13 protein-coding genes are annotated in these 16,185 nt (G+C 71.2%); 9 read left to right on the top strand and 4 right to left on the bottom strand.

Features of this window, described 5'->3' with window-relative positions; translation table 11 throughout:
* Nucleotides 1-204 precede the first annotated feature (204 nt).
* Genes AC07C1_RS06585 through AC07C1_RS06565 form a run of 5 tightly spaced genes read left to right on the top strand, consistent with a single transcriptional unit; the run spans nt 205 to nt 6,752 of the window.
* Nucleotides 205-1,839 (top strand): ABC transporter substrate-binding protein, encoded by a 1,635-nt coding sequence (locus AC07C1_RS06585; RefSeq protein WP_478937340.1) that lies wholly within the window; start codon nt 205-207, stop codon nt 1,837-1,839.
* A 4-nt stretch (nt 1,840-1,843) separates the two neighbouring features.
* Nucleotides 1,844-2,800 (top strand): ABC transporter permease, encoded by a 957-nt coding sequence (locus AC07C1_RS06580; protein WP_478937338.1) that lies wholly within the window; start codon nt 1,844-1,846, stop codon nt 2,798-2,800.
* Nucleotides 2,800-4,776 (top strand): dipeptide/oligopeptide/nickel ABC transporter permease/ATP-binding protein, encoded by a 1,977-nt coding sequence (locus tag AC07C1_RS06575; protein WP_478937337.1) that lies wholly within the window; start codon nt 2,800-2,802, stop codon nt 4,774-4,776. Before AC07C1_RS06580 ends, AC07C1_RS06575 begins: the two co-directional genes overlap by 1 nt.
* On the top strand, nt 4,773-5,777 hold the full coding sequence (locus tag AC07C1_RS06570) for an oligopeptide/dipeptide ABC transporter ATP-binding protein (RefSeq protein ID WP_478937335.1): 1,005 nt from the start codon (nt 4,773-4,775) through the stop codon (nt 5,775-5,777). The genes AC07C1_RS06575 and AC07C1_RS06570 overlap by 4 nt, the downstream gene beginning before the upstream one ends.
* Entirely contained in the window at nt 5,778-6,752 is a 975-nt protein-coding gene (locus tag AC07C1_RS06565; RefSeq protein ID WP_478937334.1) for a dihydrodipicolinate synthase family protein, read from the top strand.
* On the opposite strand, the gene AC07C1_RS06560 is transcribed toward AC07C1_RS06565, so the two are convergent.
* From AC07C1_RS06560 to leuA, 3 genes are all read right to left on the bottom strand, one after another.
* Nucleotides 6,683-7,918, bottom strand: coding sequence for a sialidase family protein (locus tag AC07C1_RS06560; RefSeq protein WP_478937332.1), 1,236 nt, complete (start codon nt 7,916-7,918; stop codon nt 6,683-6,685). The genes AC07C1_RS06565 and AC07C1_RS06560 overlap by 70 nt on opposite strands.
* Nucleotides 7,919-8,111: 193 nt before the next feature.
* A complete protein-coding gene (locus AC07C1_RS06555) occupies nt 8,112-8,807 on the bottom strand; it encodes a TerB family tellurite resistance protein (protein WP_478937331.1) in 696 nt (231 codons plus the stop codon).
* 184 nt (nt 8,808-8,991) lie between these two features.
* Complete coding sequence (gene leuA, locus AC07C1_RS06550) at nt 8,992-10,713, bottom strand: 2-isopropylmalate synthase (RefSeq protein WP_478937329.1); 1,722 nt, start codon at nt 10,711-10,713, stop codon at nt 8,992-8,994.
* A 319-nt stretch (nt 10,714-11,032) separates the two neighbouring features.
* Between leuA and AC07C1_RS06545 the strand changes: the two genes are divergently transcribed.
* The 4 genes from AC07C1_RS06545 to AC07C1_RS06530 all read left to right on the top strand — a co-directional run bounded on the left by AC07C1_RS06545 (nt 11,033) and on the right by AC07C1_RS06530 (nt 15,083).
* The gene (locus tag AC07C1_RS06545) at nt 11,033-12,103 is read left to right on the top strand and encodes a M4 family metallopeptidase (RefSeq protein WP_478937328.1); all 1,071 of its coding nucleotides are present in this window, start codon (nt 11,033-11,035) and stop codon (nt 12,101-12,103) included.
* 21 nt (nt 12,104-12,124) lie between these two features.
* Entirely contained in the window at nt 12,125-12,391 is a 267-nt protein-coding gene (locus tag AC07C1_RS06540; RefSeq protein ID WP_478937326.1) for a protealysin inhibitor emfourin, read from the top strand.
* 128 nt (nt 12,392-12,519) lie between these two features.
* Nucleotides 12,520-13,833 (top strand): GH1 family beta-glucosidase, encoded by a 1,314-nt coding sequence (locus AC07C1_RS06535; protein WP_478937325.1) that lies wholly within the window; start codon nt 12,520-12,522, stop codon nt 13,831-13,833.
* Nucleotides 13,830-15,083, top strand: a complete 1,254-nt coding sequence (locus tag AC07C1_RS06530; protein WP_478937323.1) for an MFS transporter — start codon at nt 13,830-13,832, stop codon at nt 15,081-15,083. Before AC07C1_RS06535 ends, AC07C1_RS06530 begins: the two co-directional genes overlap by 4 nt.
* A 90-nt stretch (nt 15,084-15,173) precedes the next feature.
* Here the strand turns inward: AC07C1_RS06530 and era are convergent, their stop codons facing one another.
* Nucleotides 15,174-16,136 carry a GTPase Era gene (era, locus tag AC07C1_RS06525; protein WP_478937322.1) on the bottom strand — a complete coding sequence of 321 codons (963 nt, stop codon included), beginning with the start codon at nt 16,134-16,136 and terminating at the stop codon, nt 15,174-15,176.
* Nucleotides 16,137-16,185: the final 49 nt, after the last annotated feature.

Raw genomic sequence — 16,185 nt, 5'->3', positions numbered from 1 at the left:
GGTGAGGTCTTCAGCGAGGCATTCCCGTTGGTCGCCTTCACCGTCCGGTTGAGGCTGCGCCATTCGTGTGTGCTCTCTTGACCGTCCCCAGGGGCCCTCCTATGGTCGCGCTACCGATCAGACGTAGGACGTGGGACGTCGTACCTCCGCCCCTTCTTCCTCCCGCCCCCTCCCTCCTCCCTTCTCCCACCCCAGGAGGACCCCGTGCGCGACGACGTGACCCCCGACCTGCCGGCGCCGCGCCGCCGGCAGCTCCTCAAGTACACCGGCGCACTCGGCGCGGCCGCCCTCCTGCCGCCCGCGCTGGCCGGCTGTTCCGCCGGGCCGGAGTCCACGAACGACACCGGGCACGGGGGCAGCGGCAAGGACCGCACGCTGACCGCGGTGATCGGGTACGGCAACGACGGCAGCTGGGACCCGACGCAGACGGCGTCGGCGTTCGCGATGGCTGCCAACAACCACGTCTACGAGGGGCTGCTGGACACCGATCCGATCTCCCGGGTGCCGTACCCGGCGCTCGGCACACAGGTGCCGAAGGACCCGAACGCCACCACCTGGCGGTTCACCCTGCGCTCGGGCGCGACCTTCCACGACGGCGAGCCCGTCACCGCCGACGACGTCGTGTTCGTCTTCGACCGGATACTGGATCCGCACACCCAGACCCTCGCCAAGGGTTTCTTCGCGAGCTGGCTGGAGGGCGTCAGGAAGGTCGACGCACGCACGGTCGAGCTGGTACTCGGGTTCCCGTTCCCGGACGGGCTTTCACGGCTCACCCTGGCCAAGATCATGCCGAAGCACGTGTTCTCCCGGCCCGGCGCCTGGGACGACGCGATCAAGGGACTGGCGGTGGGCTCGGGGCCGTACCGGCAGACCGCGCACCACCCGAAGTCCAACACCACCTTCGAGGCCTTCGCCGCCTACAACGGCCCGCGCAGGCCCGCCTTCAAGCGGATGAACTGGCTGACGATCGTGGACGCCGCTCCGCGCGTCGCCAAGATCTCGGGGACCGGCGCGGGCGCCCAGATCGCCGACAACATCCCCTACGCCAACATCCCCCGTCTGGAACAGGGCGGTCTGAAGGTCGTGGGCGGCGCCGGGATGAACAACCTCTTCCTGATGTTCAACACCCGGCACAAGCCCTTCGACGACGTGCGGGTCCGCCAGGCCCTGCACTACGCCATCGACACCGGGAAAATGGTGCGGGTCGCGCTCAAGGGGCACGGGAAGCCCGCGACATCGTTCCTCGACGAGGGCAATCCCAGCCACCGGCGGGCCAGGACCGTGTACGGCTACGACCCCGCCAAGGCGAAGGCGCTGCTGCGGGCCGCCGGGGTCAGGGACCTCAAGGTCGAGATCCTCGCCGTGAACGTCAGCTGGATCGTGGACTGCCTGCCGACCATCAAGTCCTCCTGGGACGCGATCGGCGTGGAGACGACCCTGGCGCCGCAGGAGACCACGGCCGTGTTCACCAAAATGGACCAGAAGCAGGACTACCAGGTGGTGGCGGCGGCCTCCAACCCGAATCAGTTCGGGCTGGACGCCGATCTGATCATGCACTACAACTACGGGCCCCAGAACCTGTGGATGCGGTACACCCGGTGGGCGGGCCATCCGGTCGCCGAGCGGCTCTTCAAGGACATGGACCGGGCGACCCGGGAGCCGGATCCGGCGAAGAAGAAGGCGATGGTGCAGGACTACATCGACGTCGTCGCCGAGCAGGCCGTGCTGTATCCGGTGGTGCACAACGAGCTGATGACCGCCTGGGACCCGCGTCGGCTCACCGGCATAAGGGCGCAGCCCTACCCGGGCGTCAACCTCCTCCAGGCGCAGTGGGCCTGACGGCATGACCGTCGTCGTACGGATCCTGCTCCGCCGTATCGCCCTGCTCGTGCCGCTGCTGCTGGGGATCGTGCTGTTCGTGTTCCTGGTGATGCGGTTCTCGGACGTGGACCCGGCGTCCGCGTTCTTCCAGGGTGCCAATCCGACGCCCCGGCAGCTGCACGACTTCCGGGAGCGCAACGGACTGCTGGATCCGCTGCCCGTGCGGTACGCCCACTTCGTCGGTGACCTGCTCCACGGTGACCTGGGCACCAGCGTCCTGACCCGCGCCCCGGTCGTCGACCAGGTCACCACCGCGCTGCCGCTCACCCTTCAGCTGACCTTCCTGGGCCTCGGCATCGCGGTGGTGCTGGCGCTGCTCGGCGGGGTTACGGCGGCCGTGTACCGGGACCGGCTGCCGGACCAGGTCATCCGGGTGGTCTCGCTGGTCGGGGTCGCCGCGCCCGGGTTCTGGCTGGCGCTGCTGATGATCCAGTACCTGGCGGTGGACCGTGGCTGGTTCCCGACCGGCGGATACATCAATCCGGCCGACTCCGTCACCGGCTGGCTGAAGACCATGGCCCTGCCCGCTTTCGCCCTCTCGCTGCCGGTGGCCGCACAGCTGACCCGGATCGTGCGGACGTCGGTGGTGGAGGAACTGGACAAGGACTACGTCCGTACGGCGGTCGGGAGCGGGCTGCCGCCCCGGGTGGTGGTCGGCCGGAACGTCCTCAGGAACGCCCTGGTCAATCCCCTGACCGTGCTCGGTCTGCGGGTCGGCTACCTCCTCGGCGGTGCCGTCGTCATCGAGACGATCTTCTCGCTGCCCGGCATGGGCAAGCTGATGATCGACGCCGTGCAGAACGGTGACCCGGCGGTGGTGCAGGGGGTCGTCCTGACCACGGCCACCGGGTTCGTCGTCGTCAACCTCGTCATCGACATCCTCTATCTGCTCGTCAATCCACGTCTGAGGGCGGCCTGATGGTCACGCGCGCGAGCCTCACCGAGCGGCTCTCCCGGCCCGGCGTCCGGCTGCGGGGGTGGCGCCGGCTGCCGCCGCTGCCGAAGGCCGCCGTCTGTTTTCTGGTCCTGGTGGTCCTGGTCGCCGTACTCGCCCCGCTGCTCGCCCCGGACGACCCGCTCGACCAGCAGGACCCGGTCGGCGGCACCGGGCACCCGTCCGCCGGGCACTGGATGGGGCAGGACAGTCTCGGCCGGGACATCCTCAGCCGGCTGATGCACGGTGCCCGCTGGTCGCTGGCGATCGGGCTGGGCGCGACCGGGCTGGCCCTGGTCGTCGGGGCGCTCGTCGGGGCCCTCGCCGCCACCTCCCGCAAGGCCGTGGACGAGACGCTGATGCGCTGCCTGGACGTGGTGATGGCGTTTCCCGGCATCGCGCTGGCGGCCGTGCTGGTCGCCGTGTTCGGCGGCGGGATCGGGGTGCTGATCTGCGCGATCGCCTTCCTGTTCACCCCGCCGGTGGCCCGGGTGGTGCGGGCCAACGTGCTCGACCAGTACGGCGAGGACTACGTCACGGCGGAACGGGTCATCGGCGCCCGTACCCCGCACATCGTGCTGCGGCACGTGGCCGTCAACTGTGCCGCTCCGGTGCTGGTGTTCTGCACGGTGCAGGTCGCCGAGGCCATCGTGTTCGAGGCGTCGCTGTCCTTCATCGGCGCGGGCGTCCGGCCCCCGGACCCGTCCTGGGGCAGTGTCATCGCCGACGGCAAGAACATGGTGCTGACCGGCGGCTGGTGGGCGACCGTCTTTCCCGGGCTGCTGATCCTGCTCACCGTGCTGTCGCTGAACATCCTCTCCGAGGGTGTGTCCGACGCCTGGGCGGCACCGGCGCCGCGGGACGTCGAGGCGCCGGACGACCACCTGGAGACCCCGGAGCCCGGCACCGGTGAGGTGCTTTCGCTCCCCGGCCTGGCCGAGGCCGCCCGGCGGCTGCGCTCCCGGGCCCGGCCGCTGCCCGACCGGAGCGGTCAGCCGGTGCTCGCCGTGGAGAACCTCGCCATCGGCTTCCCGGAACGGCACCGGGGCGTGGACATCGTCGACGGTGTCAGCTTCGAGGTGCACCCCGGTGAGGTGCTGGGGCTGGTGGGCGAGTCGGGCTGCGGGAAGTCACTGACCGCGCTGACCGTCATGGGGCTCCAGCCGAAGGACGCCCGGATCCGCGGACAGGTGCGCTTCCGGCAGCGGGACCTGCTCGCCGAGCCGATGCGGGTACGGCGCCGGCTGCTGGGCCGCGAGATGGCGATGGTCTACCAGGACGCCCTGTCCTCGCTGAACCCGGCGATGACCATCCGCGCCCAGCTGGGACAGCTGGTCCGGCGCGGCGGCCGGCGCAGCCCGCGGGAGCTGCTGGAGATGGTCGGCCTCGACCCCGAACGCACCCTGCGCAGCTATCCGCACGAACTCTCCGGCGGTCAGCGTCAGCGCGTGCTCATCGCCATGGCTCTCTCCCGCGACCCGAGGCTGATCGTCGCCGACGAGCCGACGACCGCCCTGGACGTCACCGTGCAGGCGCAGGTCGTGGAGCTGCTGCTCCGGTTGCGTGCGGAGCTGGGGTTCGCGCTGATCCTGGTCTCGCACGATCTGGCGCTGGTCGCCGACGTCACCGACCGGGTGGTGGTGATGTACGGCGGGCAGATCGTGGAGACCGGGGTGACCGCCGCCCTGGTGGCGGCGCCGGCCCACCACTACACGCGGGGTCTGCTCGGCAGCGTGCTCTCGCTGGAGTCGGCCGAGGAGCGGATGACACAGATCAAGGGGGTCGTACCGTCCCCCGCCGGCTTCCCGGCGGGCTGCCGCTTCGCGGACCGCTGCCCACTGGCCACCGAGGTGTGCCATGCGCACGCCCCCGTCCTCGCGGGCACCCCCACACATACGGCCGCCTGTCATCACCCGGCGGTGGAGCTGACGTCGGCCGAGAGCGAGGAGGCCCTGCAGTGACCGCTGTCGTCGAGGTACGGGACGCCCACGTCGTCCACCGGGCACGCAGCGGCGGCCTGTTCACCCGCGACCGGGTGTACGCCCTCACCGGCGCCGCTCTCCGCGTCGCCCCCGGTGAGACGGTCGGGGTGGTCGGCGAGTCGGGCTGCGGCAAGTCGACCTTGGCGAAGGTGCTGGTCGGCGTCCAGCGGCCGACCGCCGGGACGGTGTCGTTCCAGGGCAGGGACCTGTGGGCGATGCCGCCCGCCGAGCGCCGGACCACGGTCGGCGCGGGCGTCGGGATGATCTTCCAGGACCCGTCGACGGCCCTGAACCGCCGACTGCCGGTACGGCGCATCCTGCGCGACCCGCTGGACGTCCACCAGCGCGGCACGCGACCCGAACGGGAGGATCGCGTACGGGAGTTGATGGCCCTGGTGGGTCTGCCCCGCGCTCTCGCCGACGCCCTCCCCGGACAGCTGTCGGGCGGGCAGCGGCAGCGCGTCGCCATCGCCCGCGCGCTCGCCCTCGACCCCGCCCTGGTCGTCGCCGACGAGCCGACCAGCGCCCTGGACGTCTCGGTCCGCGCCCAGATCCTCAACCTCCTCCTCGACCTGAGGGAACGCCTCGGCCTCGCCCTGGTGTTCGTCTCGCACGACATCCAGACGGTCCGGCGGATGAGCGACCGGGTGGTCACCATGTACCTCGGCCGGATCGTGGAGGAGACCCCGGCGGACCGGGTCCCCAACCGCGCCCGGCACCCGTACACCCGCGCCCTGTTCTCGGCCACGCCCGGCCTGCTGGACCCCGTCACCCCGATCCCGCTGACCGGTCCGGTGCCCTCGGCGACCCGGCCGCCGAGCGGCTGCCCGTTCCGCACCCGGTGCTGGAAGGCCGACGGGGTGTGCGCCGAGGTGATGCCGGACTTCTCGGCCGCGTCGCGGTCCGGACACCGCTACCGCTGTCACCATCCTGTGGAGGAGGACCAGCCGACCCGCGACCCAGCCCGCCAGGAGCCCTGAATGACCTTCCCCGCATCCCGTGAGCCGGAGGCTCGCAGCGCCCCGGAGGCGCACGAGGCACGGCAGTTCACCGGTGTCGTCCCGCCCGTCTGCACGCCCCTGACACCGGAGCGCGAGGTGGATGTGCGCTCGCTGCTCCGGCTGGTCGATCATCTGGTGGAGGCCGGGGTGCACGGGCTGTTCCTGCTCGGCTCGACCTCGGAGGCGGCCTTCCTGACCGACCGGCAGCGCAGGCAGGTCGTGGAGGCCGTCACGGTCCACCTGGGGGGACAACTGCCCGTCCTGGCCGGCGCCATCGACATGACCACCCCGCGCGTACTCGACCATGTCTCGGCGGTCACCGCGGCCGGCGCGCAGGCCGTCGTCGTCACCGCCCCCTTCTACGCCCGCACCCATCGCGCGGAGATCGTCCACCACTACCGCCGGACCGCGGCCGCCAGCCCGGTCCCGGTCATCGCCTACGACATTCCCGTGGCCGTGCACAGCAAGCTCCCCGCCGACCTGGTGCTGGGGCTCGCCGGGGACGGCGTACTGGCCGGGATCAAGGACTCCAGCGGTGACCTGGCGGCCTTCCGGGAGGTCGTCACGGGCGCCCGCGCACACCCCGGCTTCAGTGTCCTGACCGGCTCCGAGCTGATCACCGACTCCGCCCTGGCGCTGGGCGCCGACGGGGCCGTGCCGGGCCTGGCCAACGTGGACCCGCACGGTTATGTCCGCCTCTACCGCCAGTGCCGAGCGGGTGACTGGGAGGGCGCCCGGGCCGAGCAGGAGCGGCTGTGCGGGCTGTTCGGCATCACCGGCGTCGGCGACCCGGCCCGGATGGGCGGCAGTTCGTCGGCGCTGGGCGCGTTCAAGGCGGCACTGCATCTGCGCGGCGTCATCGCCTGTCCGGTGACAGCCGAGCCTCAGGTCCCGCTGTCCGGCGAGGAGGTCGAGAAGGTCGCCAAGCTCCTGGCGGCGGCCGGGCTGCTGTGAGGCAGGCGCAGTCTGCGGAACTCCAGGGTGTCGTAGGCACCGGTCTCGTAGAGGATGCCGATCGTGTCGGTGCCGAGCTGGACGAGGTCGGAGTAGGCGGCTCGCTCGTTCGAGAGGGTGAGCAGCTTGGTGAAGGTGCGGCCGGTGTCCGTGCTGGACCAGATCGCCAGGGCGCGGCGGGCGGTCGGCACGGACGGGGCGGAGAGGAGCAATGGCCGGTTCGCGCCGTGCAGTTGGAGGACGGCGGCTTGGACCACCGGGACGTCGTTCAGGGTGGGCTGGACGGTGTAGGGGCGGTCGAGGGTGTGGCCGCCGTCGCTGGAGTAGGTGTCGAGGCGGTTCCCCGGAGTCCGCCCGCTCTGGTCGCGGGCGGTGAAGTACAGACGACCGTCGGGGAGTTGGGCGGCACTGGACTCGTTGGCGTCGGTCACGCCGTCGTACTCGGCGTCCACGAAGCCGAGGTGCCAGGTGCGGCCGCCGTCGTCGCTGTAGACGGCGTGGCCGCCGTAGTACTTGGGTTCCCGGCCGGTGTCCCGGGAGGCAGCCGGCGGGGCGGCGGAGTGGTTGGCGGGGACGAGCAGGCGGCCGGCGTGCGGGCCCCGGGTGAGGGCGACGGCGTGGCCGGGGCCGGTCGCGTACCAGCGCCAGTCCGGCCGCTTCGCCTCGCCCGTGATGTTCCGCGGGGGCGTGAAGTGGCGGCCGTCGTCCCAGCTGCGCTGCACGAACACCCGGCGGCCCCGCTCGGACGGGACTTCGCCGCGCATGATCTGCGCCTCCGTCACGTCTCCGCTGTTGGCGCAGGTCACGAGGACGACGGCGCCGGTGCGCGGGTCGACGACCGGCGCCGGGTTGCCCCGGGTGTCGCCCTGCCCGGCGGCCACCACGCGCAGCGGGCCCCAGGTGCAGCCGCCGTCCGTGGAGCGGCGCAGTACGACATCGATGTCACCGCTGTCGCCCGCGCCGCCGTGCCGGCCCTCGGCGAAGGCGAGGACGGTGCCCTGCCGGGTTCTGACGGTGGCGGGGATGCGGTAGGTGCCGTAGCCGTCCCGCCCGGACACGTACGGCACGGAGGAGACGCAGCCGGCCGTGGCGTGCGCGGGCAGCCGGACGGTGAGCGGGGCGAGGAGAACGAGGGCGGTGAGGAGGGAGCGGCTCAGTGGTGTCACGCCCCCATGTTCCCCGGAATCACCAGCCCCGACTCGTGACCGACGATGACGAGCGTACGGCTTCCAGACTTCCGCCGGAAAGGGATGCGAACGTCGGGCGTGGGGGCGAGTTCCCGGGTACTGCCGCGGGTGCCCGGAGGGCGCCGTTACTCCCCGGGGAGTAACGGGCGGGCGGGTCGCGGGAGGGCGCGGGTCAGGACGGTGTGCGTGCGGCGGCCAGCAGGCGGGTCACGTCGTCGGCGCAGATGGTCAGGGCCGCGCCGATCGTGGTGAGGGCGTCGCGTTCGGCGGGGGTGTAGGGGCCGTCGGCGAGGGCGATGCGGGCGCCCTGGAGGAAGAGGGACTCGCGGCCGGCCGGGGCCAGGTGCGGGGCGAGCGGGTCCAGGGCCTCGTGCAGCTCTATGGTCAGGCTCGCGCCGCACGGCTGCTCGAAGACCCGGCCGGTGTCGGCGACGAGGGCCTCGACCAGGGCGGCCAGCTGATCCTCGGTGCAGTCGTCGAAGCCGGCCCCGCGGACCGCGCCGGCGGCCGTCTCCAGGGCCGTACGGGCGCAGGTGCCGCCCGCGGCGAGCACGGCGAGGGCGACGGTGTGCACGGCGTCGCGGAGCATCCCCGAGAAGCGGCGGGTGGTGGGGTGGTCGAGGGCCTCGGTGCCGAAGTGGACGCGGCAGGACGCGCACTCCACGACGGGTCCGGTCACCCCGCGCGGCAGCAGGGGCACGCCGAGCAGGGTGAGGCGGCGGCGCCCGGTGAGCCGCTGGTAGTTGCGGTCGCCTCCGCAGCCGGGGCAGAAGAACTCGCCGTCTCCCACGGGTGTCCACGCGGTGCGGGTGCCCAGGATGCGCGCAGCCCTGGCGGCACGGCCGTCTCGTCCCCGTACTGGCAGCACGTCGCACCTCCGTAACCACGCGGCAACATCGCCGCGCTGGCGTGATGTTAGCCACATCCTGGACGCTGAGTCAGTACCCCGTACGAGACCTTTCCGTGACCTCGGTGGCGCGATGGCCGATAAACGACGGGGCCCCGACCGTCGTACAGCACGGTCAGGGCCTGGAAACCGCCGGTCAGAGGCGTCAGCGGGCGGCGCGGTTCACCGCGGAGACGACCGCCTTCAGCGACGCACGCGTCGTGTTCGCGTCGATGCCGATACCCCAGAGAACCTTGCCGTCGATCGCGCATTCGATGTAGGAGGCGGCCTGCGCGGAGGCGCCCTCGCTCATCGTGTGCTCCTGGTAGTCCAGCAGGCGTACGTCGATGCCGATGGACTGCAGGGCGTCGAAGAAGGCCGAGATCGGACCGTTGCCGGAGCCGGACAGGATCCGGTCCTCGCCGTCGACGGTGGCCTCGACGGTCAGGGCGTCCACCCCGTCCGTGTCCGTGGTGGACTGGCCGGTCCTCAGCTGGATGCGGCCCCACGGGTTGCCGGGGTTCGGCAGGTACTCGTCCTGGAAGACCGCCCAGATGTCCTTCGGCGTGATCTCGCCGCCCTCGGCGTCCGTCTTGGCCTGGATGAGCTTGGAGAACTCGATCTGCATCCGGCGCGGCAGTTCCAGCTTGTGGTCGTTCTTCAGGACGTAGGAGATACCGCCCTTGCCGGACTGGGAGTTGACGCGGATGACGGCCTCGTAGGAGCGGCCGACGTCCTTGGGGTCGATGGGCAGGTACGGCACCGCCCACTCGATGTCGTCGACGGTGACGCCCTGGGCCTTGGCGTCGGCCTCCATGGCGTCGAAGCCCTTCTTGATGGCGTCCTGGTGGGAGCCGGAGAAGGACGTGTAGACCAGGTCGCCCACGTACGGGTGGCGCGGGTGGACCTCCATCTGGTTGCAGTACTCCCACGTACGACGGATCTCGTCGATGTCGGAGAAGTCGATCTGCGGGTCGACGCCCTGGGAGAACAGGTTCATGCCCAGGGTGACCAGGTCGACGTTGCCGGTGCGCTCGCCCTGCCCGAACAGGCAGCCCTCGACGCGGTCGGCGCCGGCCATCAGCGCCAGCTCGGCCGCCGCCACGGCCGTACCGCGGTCGTTGTGCGGGTGGACGGACAGGCAGACGTACTCGCGGCGGGAGAGGTTGCGGTGCATCCACTCGAAGCGGTCCGCGTGCGTGGACGGGGTCGAACGCTCCACGGTGGCGGGCAGGTTCAGGATGATCTCGCGGCCCGGGCCCGGCTGGTAGACGTCCATGACCGCCTCGCAGACCTCCAGCGCGAAGTCCAGCTCGGTGTCGGTGAAGATCTCCGGGCTGTACTGGTAGCCGAAGTCGGTCTCCGGGCCCAGCAGCTTCTCGGCGTACTCCATCACCAGGCGGGTGCCGTCGACGGCGATCTGCTTGATGTCGTCCTGGGAGCCGCGGAAGACGACCCGGCGGAAGACCGGGGCGGTGGCGTTGTACAGGTGGACGGTGGCCCGACGGGCGCCCTTGAGGGACTCCACGGTCCGCTCGATCAGGTCCTCGCGGGCCTGGGTCAGGACGGAGATCGTCACGTCCTCGGGGATCGCGCCCTCTTCCTCGATGATCGAGCGCACGAAGTCGAAGTCGGTCTGGCCGGAAGCGGGGAAGCCGACCTCGATCTCCTTGTAGCCCATCTTGACCAGCTGGTCGAACATGCGCCGCTTGCGCTCGGGCGACATGGGGTCGATCAGGGCCTGGTTGCCGTCGCGCAGGTCGGTGGAGAGCCAGCGGGGAGCGGCGGTGATCCGCTTCTCTGGCCAGGTGCGGTCCGGGATGTCGACCTGCTCGTAGCGGCCGTACTTGTGGATCGGCATGGAACTGGGCTGCTGGCGGTTGGCCATGATGCGTAAGGCTCCTCAGGATGACCGGAAGGACGGCCGACGACGCAACGCCAAGCTCCGCGGGGAGGGAGTCGGCCTCGACTACAGGCCCTCGCCGCGGCAGCTAAGAAGAAGCAGCCCGTAACGCATGATGCTCAGCAGCCTAGCCGAGCCGTCACGGGCGAGGGGGCCTGTTCCAGTATGCGGGACCGCCGCCGCAAACTGGACAAAAAGTGCGCCTTACCACATCGTCACGCAGCGTTGCGCCAACTGTCCCGGTATTTCACCAATCATGGTTGCGAGTAGTGACATCACCGTCACGCAGTGCGATGGTGCGAGTATGACGACCACCGGGGACTCTGTGCCCGTCTTCTGCACGATCGTGCCGCCCCACGTCCTCGACAAGCTCGCCCGGGCCGAGGACCCCGCACTCTCCGGACCGGCCCGCCGGTCCCTGGAGCACGACGCCTTCCAGCGCACCAAGCGCCGCCTGACCACGGTGATCGGCGCGCCCGCCGTCGCCCCGCCCGCCGGTGCCGCCGCCGACCAGCCGCACCGCACCGTCTACGACGCCGAGCACACCCAGGACCTGCCCGGCACCGAGGTCCGCGCGGAGGGTTCCGCCCCCCGCTCCGACGCCACCGTCGACCGTGCCTACGCGGGCCTCGGCGCCACCTTCGAGCTGTACCTGAAGGCGTACGGCCGGCACTCCATCGACGACAACGGCCTCCCGCTGGACGCGACCGTGCACTTCGGCGAGGGCTACGACAACGCCTTCTGGAACGGCGAGCAGATGGTGTTCGGCGACGGTGACAACGAGATCTTCCTCGACTTCACCATCCCGGTCGACGTCATCGGCCACGAGCTGACCCACGGCGTCACCCAGTACACCGCCAATCTGGCGTACTTCGGCCAGTCGGGCGCGCTCAACGAGTCGGTCTCCGATGTCTTCGGCTCGCTGATCAAGCAGTACGCACTCGGCCAGACCGCCGCCGAGGCCGACTGGCTGATCGGCGCGGGGCTCCTCGCCCCGCGCGTCACCGGCACCGCGCTGCGTTCGATGAAGGCCCCGGGCACGGCGTACGACGACGACGCCCTCGGCAAGGACCCGCAGCCGGCCCGGATGGAGGACTACGTCCACACCGGCCGCGACAACGGCGGTGTGCACATCAACTCCGGCATCCCGAACCACGCCTTCTACCTGGTGGCCACGGCCCTCGGCGGCCACTCCTGGGAGAAGGCGGGCCAGCTCTGGTACGACGTGCTGACCGGCGGCGAGCTGAAGGAGGACGCCCTGTTCACCGACTTCGCCACGCTGACAGTGAAGGCGGCGCGGGAGCGGTACGGCGCCGGGGACGAACTGCGGGCCGTGCAGAAGGCGTGGGAACAGGTGGGGGTGCGGACGCTGTAGTTCCGTACTACACAGGAACCCATGCGTATTCGAGTACGGCGCACGGGCGGTTTCGCGGGCATCGAGCGCCGGGCCGAGGTGGACACCTCGACCCGGCCCGACGCCCATGAGTTGCAGACCCTGGCCGAACGCGTCCTCGCGTCCGGCCGGAGCACCGCCCCCACCGGCGTCCCGGACGGCTTCCACTACGAGATCACGGTCGACGGCCGCACGGTGTACGCGGCCGACCCCCGGCTCACCGAGGACGAACGGGAGTTGGTGTCCCGGGTGCTGAAGGAAGGCGCCTAGGCCTCTCCCAAGCCCGCCCGGCGAACGGGTCGAGCCCGCAGATCATCCGGTGATCGTGAACACCCTGGCAACTGCCGATCCCGGCTGGGGCGTTGACTTGCGTTACCGGTGGTAAGGATGATCCCGCCATGGCGACTGACGCAGGCGATCCGATACCCCGTTTCCCGGACGGCTTCCTGTGGGGGGTCTCGACCTCCGCCCATCAGATCGAAGGGGCGGCCGACGAGCGCGAACCTTCCGTGTGGGACGTGTTCACGGCCGAGCCGGGGCGGGTGAAGGACGGTTCGACGGCGGCCGTGGCCTGCGACCACTACCACCGCTACCCGGAGGACGTGGCCCTCCTCGCCGGCCTCGGCGTGGACGCGTACCGCTTCTCGGTCTCCTGGCCCCGGGTGAACTCCCCCGGCGGCCTGGACTTCTACGACCGCCTGGTGGACGAGCTGTGCGCGGCGGGCGTGCGGCCCGTGCCCACCCTCTTCCACTGGGACCTGCCGGCGTCGCTGGACTGGCTCCAGCGGGACACGGCGGCCCGGTTCGCCGACCACGTGACCGTGGTGGCCGAACGCCTCGGCGACCGGGTCACGAAGTGGATCACCCTCAACGAGCCCGCCGAACACACCCTCCTCGGTCACGCGCTCGGCGCCCACGCTCCCGGCAGGCGGCTGCTCTTCGGCGCCCTCCCCGCCGCCCACCACCAGCTCCTCGCCCACGGGCTCGCGGTACGGGCCCTGCGCGCCGCCGGGGCGGCCGACATCGGCATCGCCAACTCCCACGGCCCGACCTGGGCCGCCTCGGCGGAGCCGGCCGACGTGGCGGCGGCGGGCTTCTACGACCTCCTGCTCAACCGCCTGTTCGCCGAGCCGGTCATCCTGGGGCGGTACCCCGACGGCATGGCCGAGCTGATGCCCGGGGACGTGGCGTCCGACCTCGAGGTCATCGCCGAGCCGCTCGACTGGTACGGCGTCAACTACTACGCGCCGACGAGGGTCGGGGCCCCCGGTGCCGGTGACGCCGATTACGGCGGCCTGACGCTGCCCGCCGAACTGCCCTTCTCGGTACGGGAGATAGAGGACCGCCCGAAGACCGACTTCGGCTGGCCGCTCGTCCCGGAAGGCCTCACGGAGCTGCTGTGCGGTTTCCGCGAGCGCTACGGCGAGCGGCTCCCGCCGGTCGTCATCACCGAGAACGGCTGCTCCTACGAGGGCCTGGACGACCAGGACCGCATCGCCTACCTGGCCGCCCATCTGCGCGCCCTGCACACGGCGCTGGAAGCCGGGGTGGACGTGCGCGGCTACTTCGTGTGGTCCCTGATGGACAACTTCGAGTGGGCGGAGGGCTACGCGCGGCGCTTCGGCCTGGTCCACATCGACTACGCCACCCAGAAGCGCACCCCGAAGGCGTCCTACCGTTGGTTCCGGGATGTGCTGCGGGCGCAGAGATGACCACCGCCCGCGCCTCGGCCGCCCTGACCGAGCCCACGGACCGGGTCGGCCGGGGCTGGACGGCCGCGCTGTCGCTGGCCAACGGGGCGATCTGGGTGGGCTGGTTCGGCCCGCTGCAGATTCTGCTCGCCTCCCAGGCGAGGGACTTCGCGCCCGGTTCCGGGATGTCGAAGGAGACGATGCTGGCGTGGGTGACGGGTGCGGGTGCGATGGTCTCCCTGGTCGCCAACCCCTTCTTCGGCGCCGTGTCGGACCGTACGACCGCCCGCCGGGGCCGCCGTACGCCGTGGATCGCGGCCGGGGCGGGGGGCGGCGCGCTGTCGCTGCTGGTGCTCGCGGGCGCGGGTGGGCCCTGGACGATGACGCTGGGCTGGTGTCTGGTGCAGCTCACGCTGAACGCGGCCTTCGCGGCGGTGACCGCGGCCGTGCCGGACCGGGTGCCGCGGCGCCAGCGGGGGTCGGTGGGCGGCTGGCTGGGTGCGGCGCAGATCCTGGGCGTGGTCGGCGGGACGGGCCTCGCCACGGCGGCGGGCGGGATCGGCGCCGGATACGCGGCCTGCGCGGTGTTCACGCTGGTGGGCGTGGTGCCGTACGTGCTGCGGTACGAGGATCCGCGGCTCGCGAAGGAGGACCGTCCACGGTGGTCCGGGCGGACGTTCCTGGCGGGCTTCTGGTTGAGCCCGCGCCGCCATCCGGACCTGGGCTGGGCGTGGCTGACCCGCTTCCTGATCAACCTCAGCAACTCACTGGTGCTGCTGTACCTGCTCTACTACCTCCGGGACCGCCTGCACTACTGGGACCCCGGCCGGGGTGTGCTGATCCTGACGGCCGTCAACAGCCTGACGTTGGTGGCGACGGTGGTGGTGGGCGGGGTCTGGTCGGACCGGGTGGGCCGGCGCAAGCCGTTCGTCGTCTGGTCGGGCGTGCTGATGGCGGTGGCGACGGCGGCCCTGTCCGGCTGGCAGACCTGGCCGGGCGCGATCGTGGCGGCGGCGGTCCTGGGGATCGGCTTCGGCGTGTTCACCTCGGTCGACTTCGCGCTGATGACGGACGTCCTGCCGAAGGCGCTGGACCGGGGCAAGGATCTCGGTGTGATCAACGTGGCGAACGCCCTGCCGCAGGTGGCGGCTCCGGCGCTGGCCGCGCCGATCGTGACGTATCTCGGCGGCTACTGGGTGCTGTATCTGGTGGCGGCGGTGATCGGGCTGGCGGGGGCGCTGCTGGTCGGGCGGATACGCGGGGTGGACTGACCGGCCGCCGGACGCGTCCGTGGCCGCCGGCTGAAGAAGGCGGCCACGACGGGGAGCCGCCGTCCTCCGTCTCCCCTCGGAACCGAGCCCTCAGAACCCCAGCTTCCGCAGCTGCTTCGGGTCCCGCTGCCAGTCCTTCGCCACCTTGACGTGCAGGTCGAGGAAGACCGGCGTGCCGAGCAGCGCCTCGATCTGCTTGCGGGACTTGATGCCGACCTCCTTCAGGCGCTTGCCCTTGGGCCCGATGATGATGCCCTTCTGGCTGGGGCGCTCGATGTAGACGAAGGCGTGGATGTCGAGGAGGGGCTTGTCGGCGGGCCGGTCCTCGCGGGGCAGCATCTCCTCCACCACGACGGCGATGGAGTGCGGCAGCTCGTCGCGGACGCCCTCCAGCGCGGCCTCGCGGATGAGTTCCGCGATCATGACCTGCTCGGGTTCGTCGGTGAGGTCACCCTCGGGGTAGAGGGCCGGGCCCTCCGGCAGCAGCGGAACGATCAGGTCGGCCAGCAGGCTCACCTGCTGGTCACCGACCGCCGACACCGGCACGATCTCCGCCCACTCGAAGCCCAGCTCCTGGCCGAGCTGGTCGATCGCGATGAGCTGCTCGGCGAGCGTCTTCCCGTCGACGAGGTCGGTCTTCGTGACGATCGCGATCTTCGGCGTCTTCTTGATGGACGCCAGTTCCTTCGCGATGAAGCGGTCGCCCGGACCGAGCTTCTCGTTCGCCGGCAGGCAGAACCCGATCACGTCGACCTCGGCCCACGTCGTCCGTACGACGTCGTTGAGCCGCTCGCCGAGCAGTGTGCGCGGTTTGTGGAGCCCCGGGGTGTCCACCAGGATCAGCTGGGCGTCGGGCCGGTGCACGATGCCGCGCACCGTGTGCCGCGTCGTCTGCGGCTGGTTGGCGGTGATTGCCACCTTCTGCCCGACCAGAGCGTTCGTGAGGGTGGACTTGCCCGCGTTGGGACGGCCCACGAAGCAGGCGAAGCCGGCGCGGTGGACGGACTCGGCCGGCTGTTCGGATGACTGGGTACGAACGCTCATGGCGACCATTCTCCCTGATCCACGAAGCCGTGCCGTACCAGCGGCGGCCACCGCTTCT

This window comes from Streptomyces sp. NPDC045022, assembly GCF_056432605.1.
This window is presented reverse-complemented; position numbering and strand designations above follow the sequence as displayed.